Genomic DNA, 768 nt, shown 5'->3' on the forward strand with positions numbered 1-768 from the left:
CCCTTGGCGCCGGCATGGCCGAGCTGCAATGCGATCTTGGCGTCGGAATTGGCATGCACGAAATCGACGATGCGCTTCCAGCCGTCGCGTTGCTCGGTGTTCCACAGGCCGGGGCAGCCGGGGGTGATGCGGGCATCGGGCGAGGTGCAGGTCATCTCGGCGACGACCATGGCCGCGCCGCCCATGGCGCGCGCTCCCAGGTGCACCAGGTGATAGTCGGCCGGCAGGCCGTCGACGCAGGAGTACTGCGCCATCGGCGAGACCACGACCCGGTTCTTCAGCGTCACGCCACGCACGGTGAAGGGCGTGAACATGGGCGGAATCGGCAACTGCGCGGCAATGCGGCGCACGCCCGAGCGCTCGGCCATCCAGTCCTCGTAGGACTCGACATAGGCCTTGTCGCGCAGGCGCAGGTTCTCATGGCTGATGCGCTGGCTGCGGGTGAGCAGCGAATAGGCGATCTGCTCGGGCGGCAGGTTGACGTAGCGCTCGACGTTCTCGAACCTTTCGGTGGAGTTTCGCGCGGCGTTCTGGATGCGCAGCACCTCGATGCTGCGCACCGCCTCGTAGTCCTGCAGCGCGCCGGCGAGGTCGCCGGGCTTGTTCTGGATGCAGCGCGCGAGTTCGATCGAATCCTCGAGCGCGAGCTTGGTGCCCGAGCCGATCGAGAAGTGCGCGGTGTGCGCCGCGTCGCCCATCAGCACGACCGGCGCACGGCCGTTGTGATGCACCCAGCTCTGGCACACCACGCGCGGGAAGCGGATCCAC

At 67.8% G+C, this 768-nt stretch carries 1 protein-coding gene; it reads right to left on the reverse strand.

Going from position 1 to position 768, the window contains the following annotated elements; translation table 11 throughout:
* A partial coding sequence (locus AC1DTN_RS37660) for an oxidoreductase (protein ID WP_477925221.1) occupies nt 1-768 on the reverse strand: 768 nt, incomplete at both ends.

This window comes from Rhizobium sp. 01T444 (assembly GCF_056398305.1).